Here is an 8,279-nt window from a genome sequence, read left to right on the forward strand (position 1 = left end):
CGCCTGCCTCCCGCCTGCCTCCCGCCCCGGAAGCCCTGCTTCTTCTTGCCCTACTTCTTCTTGCCCTGGTTCTTGACGGCCTCGATGGCCGCCTTCGCCGCTTCCGGGTCGAGGTAGGTGCCGCCGGTGCGGACGGGGCGGAAGTCGGCGTCCAGCTCGTAGGCGAGCGGGATGCCGGTGGGGATGTTGAGGCCCGAGATCTCCTCGTCGGAGATGCCGTCCAGGTGCTTGACGAGGGCACGCAGGCTGTTGCCGTGCGCGGCGACCAGGACGGTGCGGCCCGCCAGCAGGTCCGGGATGATGCCGTCGTACCAGTAGGGCAGCATCCGGACGACGACGTCCTTCAGGCACTCGGTGCGGGGGCGCAGCTCGCCGGGGATCCCGGCGTAGCGCGGGTCGTCGCTCTGCGAGAACTCGGCGCCGTCCGCCAGCTCGGGCGGCGGGGTGTCGTAGGAGCGGCGCCAGAGCATGAACTGCTCCTCGCCGTACTCGTCGCGGACCTGCGCCTTGTCCTTGCCCTGGAGCGCGCCGTAGTGCCGCTCGTTCAGCCGCCAGGAGCGGTGCACCGGGATCCAGTGCCGGTCGGCGGCCTCCAGGCCGAGCTGCGCCGTGCGGATGGCGCGCTTCTGGACGGAGGTGTGCACGACATCGGGCAGCAGGCCGGCGTCCTTGAGCAGCTCGCCGCCGCGGACCGCCTCCTTCTCGCCCTTGTCGGTGAGATTGACGTCCACCCAGCCGGTGAACAGGTTCTTCGCGTTCCAGTCGCTCTCTCCGTGGCGGAGGAGGATCAGCTTGTACGGTGCGTCGGCCATGCCACCGAGCCTACTGGGTGTGCGGGCACGCGCTGATTGACGGTGTCTGCTAATCGGATGGCACGCTCCCGGACGCCGTGCGTAATTTACGCATCGGCAGTTCGCCACTTACCGCTCGGTCTTGTCAGGGGGGCGCACCATGGCTGCAGGGATGTCGGGCGTGCCGGGGCTGGCGCTCCGCAGCATCGGGCGGGGCCTGTCCGAGAGCGTGGGCGGGCTGCCGCGCGCGTTCTGGTGGCTGTGGACGAGCACGCTCGTCAACCGCCTGGGGTCGTTCGTCGCCACCTTCCTGGCGCTCTATCTGACCGTCGAGCGCGGCTACTCGGCGTCGTACGCCGGTCTGGTGGGCGCGCTGTACGGCGCGGGCGGGGTGGTGGCGTCCATCGGCGCGGGCGTGCTGACCGACCGGCTCGGGCGGCGGCCCACCCTGCTGCTCGCGCAGCTGTCGACCGCCGCGTCCGTCGCGGCGCTCAGCCTGGTGACGCATCCGGTGGCCATCGCGGCCGTCGCCGGGGTCGTCGGGATGTCCACCGCCGGCTCCCGGCCCGCCGTCCAGGCGATGATCGCGGACCTGGTCCGGCCCGAGGACCGGGTGCGCGCGTTCGCGCTCAACTACTGGGCGATCAACCTCGGGTTCGCCATCTCCTCCACGGCCGCCGGGCTCATCGCCAAGTACAGCTACCACCTGCTGTTCTTCTCCGAGGCCGCGATGGTGCTGGCGTGCGCGGTCCTGGTGTTCGTCAAGCTGCCGGAGTCCCGCCCCGAGCGCGCCGGGCAGCGGCGCGGGCCCGGCGGCGCGGACGGGGCGGGCGGCGCGGCGGAGGAGGACCGTCGGGTGTCGCTGTGGACGGTGCTGCGGGACGGCAGGTTCATGACCGTCGTCGGGCTGAGCCTGCTGGTGGCGTCGCTGATCCAGCAGGGCTTCGTCGCCCTCCCCATCGCCATGGGGGAACAGGGCTTCTCCAGCAGCGACTTCGGTCTGGCCATCGCGGCGAACGGGCTGCTGATCGTGCTCATCCAGCTGCCGGTCACCCGGCTCATCCAGGGCCGCGACCCCGGCCGGATCCTGGTGGTCTCCACCGTGCTCATCGGCCTCGGCTTCGGGCTGAACGCGTTCGCCGGCTCGGTCCCGTTCTACGTCTTCGCCGTCGTCGTCTGGACGGTTGGCGAGGTCGTCAACACACCGACGCAGATGGGGCTGGTCGTCCGGCTCTCCCCGGTGCACGGCCGCGGCCGGTACCAGGGCATGTACAGCATGTCCTGGGCGGCGGCGAACCTCACCGCGCCGCTGGTGGGCGGCTTCGTCATCCAGCACTTCGGCTCGACGGCGCTGTGGACGGGCAGCGCGGCCGTCGGCTTGGTGACCGCGCTGGGGTACGCGGTGCTGCTGCGCCGCGTGGACGACGGGCGGGCGCCGGACGGCGAGCGGCCCGCGGACGGCCCCCGCGCCCCCCGGGATGGCGCGGGGGCCGCTCACGGGCCCGCCGCCGAGGCCAGGGCCGGGGAGCGGGAGCGGGTCACAGAGCCCGCTGCGCCTCGTACAGATTCCACGGCCTGACGCCGTCCGGGCAGCCGTACCCCTCCAGCCGGGTGTGCAGCTCCCCGTCGAAGTCCGGCTCGTCGATCTGGCCCCACTCGCGGACCCTGCTGATGCCGACGGTCGCGCTGTACGGCGCGATCCCGTCCAGCCTGACGCAGCCCGCGCGGGCGTTGGCGACGGTGACGTTCCAGTGAGCGAACCGCGCCCCGTAGAGCGGGCCCGCGGAGGCGTCGCCGCCGTGCCGCCCGTCGTTGTGGACGGTGATCTGGGTGCGCACGTTCGCGAAGGGCATGCCGCGGTGGGTGTCGAACGTCCCCATGTCCATGCGGCCCCGGGACCAGACGTTGTGGCTGCTCAGCCCTTCCACATTGATGCCGTGCAACTGGCTGCCGGGCGGCGCGGGAACGGTGCGGCGGTCGATGCGGAAGCGCTCGACCAGGTTGTCGTGCGAGCCCTCACGGCAGAAGTACGGATGGTGGCTGCCGCGGCCGGAGACCCGGGTGCGGCGCAGCGTGCAGGCGGAGGCGGCGACCAGGCCGAAGCCGTTGTCCGCGTTGACCACGCGGACGTCGTCGGCACGGCAGTCGTAGGCGCACTGGAAGACCACGCCGTTGCGGCCCTGGTCGTGCAGGTGCGGGGACTGCTCGGTGCGGTCGAAGCCGACGGTGAGGCCCTCGACCCCGGACCGGGTCACCGGGCGGACCAGGGTGGTCAGCCGCGGCTGCCAGGCGGCGCGCAGGTCGAGCGGGAGGGGGCGCTCCAGGGCGACCGCTCTGCCGCGCACCGCGCGCACCCGCACCGGCCACTCGTAGGGCACATAGCTGACCAGCTTCTCCCGCTCCGCCCAGGAGTAGCGGGCGGCGCCGGGGACGTCGCCCGCCATGTGCCGCAGGAGCGTGTGCTCCCCGTCGTCGCTCAGCTGGAGGAGGACGAGCTGACCGGGGCGCAGGGCGCCGGGGTCCGCGGCCCGTACGGTCCACGCGCCGCGCGGCGCGTCGTCCAGCGCGGTGAGGGTGCGCCACTCGTCCCGCGCGTTTCCGGTCCACCCTTCGAACGGCCACTCGCGCGTCCGGATGGCGGCCACGAGGCTGTCCCAGCGCGCCCGGGGGCACACCCACACCAGGCCGCCCGCCCAGGACCAGGCGGACTTGTCCCCGCCGTAGCGGCTGCCGTAAGGGCCGATGAGGTCGGTGAGGTGGGCGGTGGGATGGAGCGTCGTACGGCCGCTGCCCGCGCCGCGCAGGGTGACGCGGTCGTGGGCGATCCGTATGACGTCCCCGACGTGGTACGTGCCCGGCTCCAACTGGACGGTGCCGCCGCCCGCCTCGCCCACCTCGCGCAGGGCGCGGTTGAGGGCTCCGGCGGCGTCCCGGCCGCGCGCCGGGCGGCGCACGAGGACGCGGCGGCCGTGCGCGGGCGGCGCGGAGCGGGCGCCGGCCCGGCCGACGTACGGGATCTGCGGGTGCGTGTACGGGGCGGCGGCGAACTCCCGCCAGAGGGCGGAGGCGGCGGCGCCGCGGTCGCGGGCGGCCGCGGTCGCGGTCCCGGTCGCGGCGGCGGAGCCGAGCGCCGTCAGCGCGGCGGCCCCGGCGCTGCCGAGGAGGTGTCTGCGGGTGGGAACCATGAACTCGCCTTTCATGAATATGAACGACGTTCATACGGCGGGTTAATGGCGCGCAGCATGCCACGGCGGACCGAGGGAAGCCAGCGATCGGGCAGGGATATACCAGACAGCGCCCCGCCCCGGGGCGGGGCGGATCCGGCTCAGTCGTCCGCGCCGGTCAGATGGGTGAACGCCGCCAGGTTGCGGGTGGACTCGCCGCGGGAGGTGCGCCAGGCGTACTCGCGCCGGATGGACGACGCGAAGCCCATCTCCAGCAGCGTGTTGAACGACCCGTCCGCGTTCTCCAGCACGCTGCCCAGCAGCCGGTCGACCTCCTGGGGGGTGACGGCGGACAGCGGCAGCCGGCCCACCAGGTAGATGTCCCCCATCCGGTCGGCCGCGTAGGCCACCCCGTACAGCCGGGTGTTGCGCTCCAGCAGCCAGCGGTGCACGGCGGCGTGGTTCTCGTCGGGCCTGCGGATGACGAACGCGTTGACCGAGAGGGAGTGCGTACCGACGGCCAGCGAGCAGGTCGTGGCGAGCTTGCGGGTGCCGGGCAGGGTGACGACATAGGTGCCCTCGGCCGGGTGCTCCCACTCCAGCTCCGCGTCCTGGAGCGTGTGCTCGATCGCGTCCCTCGCCGCCTCGGCGGCCGCCACGTCAGCCATGGGGCGATCGTAGGTGACGGCGCCGCTCGTGCAGCGCGTCGGTGTACACCTCGGCGGTCGCCGCGGCGGCTGCCGCCCAGCCGAAGCCCTGCGCGTGCCGGGCTGCCGCCTCGCCCAGGCGCGCGGCCAGCGTGTCGTCCGCGGCGAACCGGCGCAGGGCGCGGGCGTAGTCGGCCGGGTCGTGCCCCGCGACCAGATAGCCGCTCTCCCCGTCCCGCACGACCACCGGAAGCCCGCCCACGGACGCCGCGACCACCGGCGTGCCGCACGCCTGCGCCTCCGCCGCGACCAGCCCGAACGACTCGCTGTACGACGGCATCACCAGGACGGACGCCGCGCGGTACCAGTCGGCGAGCTGCTCCTGGCCGACCGGCGGCCGGAAGCGCACCAGGTCGGCGATGCCCAGCCTGGCGGCGAGCTTCTGCAGCCCCTCCGGCTTCGCCAGCCCGCTGCCGCTCGGCCCGCCGACCACCGGCACCAGCAGCCGGGAGCGCAGCGCGGGGTTCTCGTCCACCAGCAGCGCGACGGCGCGCAGCAGCACATCGGGCGCCTTCAGCGGCTGGATCCGGCCCGCGAAGAGCGGGACCAGGGCGTCCTGGGGAAGGCCGAGGCGGGCGCGCGCCGCGGCGCGGCCGTCGGCCGGGCGGAAGCGCTCCAGGTTGACGCCGGGGTGCACGATCGCGGTACGGCCGCCGTGCGCGCCGTAGTGCCGCGCCAGCTCGCCCGCCTCGTCCTCCGTGTTGGCGATGAGCCGGTCGGCGGCCCGCACGATCTGGGTCTCGCCGATGACGCGGGCCGCGGGCTCGGGGGTGTCGCCGTCCGCCAGGGCCGCGTTCTTGACCTTGGCCATGGTGTGCATCGCGTGCACCAGCGGCACGCCCCAGCGCTGCGCGGCCAGCCAGCCGACGTGCCCGGAGAGCCAGTAGTGGGAGTGCACCAGGTCGTAGTAGCCGGGGCGGTGCCCCGCCCAGACCTGCATCACCCCGTGGGTGAACGCGCACAGCTGCGCGGGCAGGTCCTCCTTGGCCAGCCCCTCGTACGGGCCCGCGTCGATATGGCGGACCAGGACGCCGGGCTCCAGCTCGACGGCGGGCGCGAGGGCTCCCGTCGTGGCGCGGGTGAAGACCTCCACCTCGGTGCCCTGCGCGGCGAGCTGCCGGGCCAGCTCGACGATATAGACGTTCATACCGCCCGCGTCGCCGGTGCCCGGCTGGTGGAGCGGGGAGGTGTGCACGCTGAACATGGCCACCCGGCGGGGGCGCCGGGGGCCGGGCAGGCGCAGCAGCGGCTGCCGGGCGGTCCTCGACTGCCGCTCCGGCCGGGCGGAGCGGCGCTGGCCGAGCCGGGACACGTAGTGGCTCACGGTGCCGTTGCCTCCTCGGGGACAGGGACAGGGCGGACCGCGGGACGCCGTGCGGAAGCAGCCCGCGACGTACAACAGCGGAAAGGTTGCGTCTCATTTCGACTTTGCCCAATCTTGACCCAAGGCGCTCCGGGCGCCCCGGCGTACCCTCCTTCCATGCACGCACGCGCGCCGTCCCGGCCCGTGGGCACGGTGACGCGCGGGACGACCAGTCCGAACCGGCTGCGCCGTATGGACCGCTGGATCGCCGCCGTCCACGGCGCCGCGCTGCGCGGTGCGCCGTCCCCGCCGGTCGCCGTGGACCTCGGCTACGGGGCCGCGCCCTGGACGGCGCGGGAGCTGCTGACCCGGCTGCGCACCGTCCGCGCCGACACCCGGGTCTACGGCGTCGAGATCGAGCCGGAGCGGGTGGCCGCCGCGCGGGCCTGCGCCCGGGAGGGGCTGTGCTTCGTACGCGGCGGCTTCGAGATCCCGCTGCCGGACGGCGCGGGGCGCCCGCTGCTGATCCGGGCGGCGAACGTGCTGCGGCAGTACGGGGAGAGCGAGGTGGCCGCCGCCTGGGGCCGGCTGTGCGCGCGGCTGGCGCCCGGCGGGCTGCTGGTCGAGGGCACCTGCGACGAGATCGGGCGGCGGCACGTGTGGGTCGCGCTCGGCCCGGAGGGCCCGCGCACGGTGACCTTCGCCGCCCGCCTGGGCTCCCTGGGCGCCCCCTCGGACCTCGCGGAGCGGCTGCCGAAGGCGCTGATCCACCGCAACGTGCCCGGCGAGCCCGTGTACGCCTTTCTGCGGGACTTCGACCGGGCCTGGGCGGAGCTGGCCCCCTACGGCGCGCTGAGCGCGCGACAGCGGTGGGTGCGGGCCGTACGGCGGCTCTCGGCGGACTGGCCGGTGACCGACCGCGAGAGCCGGTGGCGGCAGGGCGAGGTCACGGTCCGGTGGAGCGCGGTCGCGCCGGGTGGAGGGTTCGGGTCCTCCTGAGGCGGCTGGGCGCCGCCTCGGGGCGCCACCCCCTCGCGGTCAGTCACACACCTGGTGGAGGGTGTTCAGGAGGGCGTCCACCAGGGGGCGGTCGTGGTCGTAGGTGAGGTGCCGGCGCGCGTCCCGGGGGGAGAGCCACAGCAGCCGGTCCACCTCCCGGTTCACGGCGAACTCCCCGTCCGTCGCCTCCGCCGCCCAGTAGCTGACGACCTTGGGGCGACCCTGGGCCAGATAGCGCATGGTCGGCAGCGGGGCGCCCAGCTCGCACTCCATCCCCGTCTCCTCGCGCACCTCGCGGCGCGCGGCGCGCCGCTCGCCGCACCGCGCGTCCTCCCGTTCCGCGCGGTTCAGCTTGCCCTTCGGCCACGACCAGTCGCCGTACTTCGGCCGGTGGACCAGCGCCAGTTCGATGCCGTCGCCGGACGGGGCGCGGCGCCACAGGACGCAGCCCGCGGCGCGGACCGGGCCGGCGGGGGTGTGCGGGGTCACCGGGTCCACAGCGACGCCCGCCCGTCCAGCCGTTCCGTCAGCCCGGCCCGGTCCGCCCGGTCCGCGCGCTCCGCCCGGTCCGCCCGGTCCGGGCGCCCCTGGGGGCCCAGCTGGTCCTGGACCGGGGCGGTGGAGACCCACAGGCGGCCGAAGGCGAACCGGGCCGCCTCCACCTCGTGCCGCTGGTCGGCGTGGAGCACGCCCAGCGCGTACGCGGTGGCGGGCGCGATGCGCGGGGTGGCCGCAGCCGAGGAGGCGGCGGCGGCCGCCTCCGCCGCGTCCCGGTGCCGGTCGAGGGCGCGGCTGGCCGGCACCAGCCGGGGGTCGCCGCTGCCGGGGGCGCCCCCGGCGGCCAGCACCTCCTGCGCGTAGCGGTGCACCCGCAGCAGCGCCCGTACGTGGTGCCACGCGGCGTCCTGCCGGGCCTCGACGGCCAGCGAGCGGGCCAGCGCCTCCGCGTTGTACGGGGCCCCGGCGCGGGACAGCGGCAGCGCTTCGACCGCCTCCGCCAGCCGCCACTGTGCCTGCTCGGCGAGCGAGACCAGCACCGGGAGCGCGTCCTCGGCGGCCCTGCCGGCCCCACCGGCCCCACCGGTATCGCCGGTCCCACCGGTCCCGCCGGTCCCGCCGGTATCGCTGCGGAACGGCACCTCGGAGGCGAGCACCGCGACCTCGTCGGCGACCGCGTGGAAGCGCGACGAGCCGAGCGCCTGGAGCGCCGCCGAGTGGGCGCGGGTACGGGACAGGGTGAGCTGCCGCTCCAGCAGCGCCCCGGCGCGCGCGGCGCCCACCGGAAGCGAGCCGCGCTTCCCGCGCTCCCCCGACC

Annotated in this window: 7 protein-coding genes and 1 pseudogene; 2 read left to right on the top strand and 6 right to left on the bottom strand. The window is 75.1% G+C overall.

Annotated features, from left to right (window positions below):
* Positions 1 to 50 precede the first annotated feature (50 nt).
* Positions 51 to 812, bottom strand: coding sequence for a phosphoglyceromutase (locus G5C65_RS25995; RefSeq protein ID WP_165301367.1), 762 nt, complete (start codon positions 810 to 812; stop codon positions 51 to 53).
* 139 nt (positions 813 to 951) lie between these two features.
* Here G5C65_RS25995 and G5C65_RS26000 point away from each other — a divergent pair, with 139 nt between their 5' ends.
* Complete coding sequence (locus G5C65_RS26000; RefSeq protein WP_420903361.1) at positions 952 to 2,370, top strand: MDR family MFS transporter; 1,419 nt, start codon at positions 952 to 954, stop codon at positions 2,368 to 2,370.
* On the opposite strand, the gene G5C65_RS26005 is transcribed toward G5C65_RS26000, so the two are convergent.
* From G5C65_RS26005 to mshA, 3 genes are all read right to left on the bottom strand, one after another.
* On the bottom strand, positions 2,330 to 3,976 hold the full coding sequence (locus tag G5C65_RS26005) for a hypothetical protein (RefSeq protein WP_241266059.1): 1,647 nt from the start codon (positions 3,974 to 3,976) through the stop codon (positions 2,330 to 2,332). The genes G5C65_RS26000 and G5C65_RS26005 overlap by 41 nt on opposite strands.
* A 140-nt stretch (positions 3,977 to 4,116) precedes the next feature.
* Positions 4,117 to 4,623, bottom strand: a complete 507-nt coding sequence (locus tag G5C65_RS26010) for a type III secretion system chaperone family protein (protein WP_165301369.1) — start codon at positions 4,621 to 4,623, stop codon at positions 4,117 to 4,119.
* Positions 4,616 to 5,986, bottom strand: a complete 1,371-nt coding sequence (gene mshA, locus G5C65_RS26015) for a D-inositol-3-phosphate glycosyltransferase (protein WP_420903362.1) — start codon at positions 5,984 to 5,986, stop codon at positions 4,616 to 4,618. Before mshA ends, G5C65_RS26010 begins: the two co-directional genes overlap by 8 nt.
* Before the next feature lie 156 nt (positions 5,987 to 6,142).
* Here mshA and G5C65_RS26020 point away from each other — a divergent pair, with 156 nt between their 5' ends.
* On the top strand, positions 6,143 to 6,964 hold the full coding sequence (locus G5C65_RS26020; RefSeq protein WP_165301370.1) for a class I SAM-dependent methyltransferase: 822 nt from the start codon (positions 6,143 to 6,145) through the stop codon (positions 6,962 to 6,964).
* A gap of 39 nt (positions 6,965 to 7,003) precedes the next feature.
* On the opposite strand, the gene G5C65_RS26025 is transcribed toward G5C65_RS26020, so the two are convergent.
* Both G5C65_RS26025 and G5C65_RS26030 read right to left on the bottom strand, forming a co-directional pair.
* Entirely contained in the window at positions 7,004 to 7,462 is a 459-nt protein-coding gene (locus G5C65_RS26025) for an NUDIX hydrolase (RefSeq protein WP_338146666.1), read from the bottom strand.
* Positions 7,450 to 8,279: pseudogene (locus G5C65_RS26030) on the bottom strand (CHAD domain-containing protein); the annotation flags it as partial. The pseudogene G5C65_RS26030 and the gene G5C65_RS26025, both read right to left, overlap by 13 nt.

The organism is Streptomyces boncukensis, assembly GCF_011045075.1.
GTDB classification, from domain to species: Bacteria; Actinomycetota; Actinomycetes; order Streptomycetales; family Streptomycetaceae; genus Streptomyces; species Streptomyces boncukensis.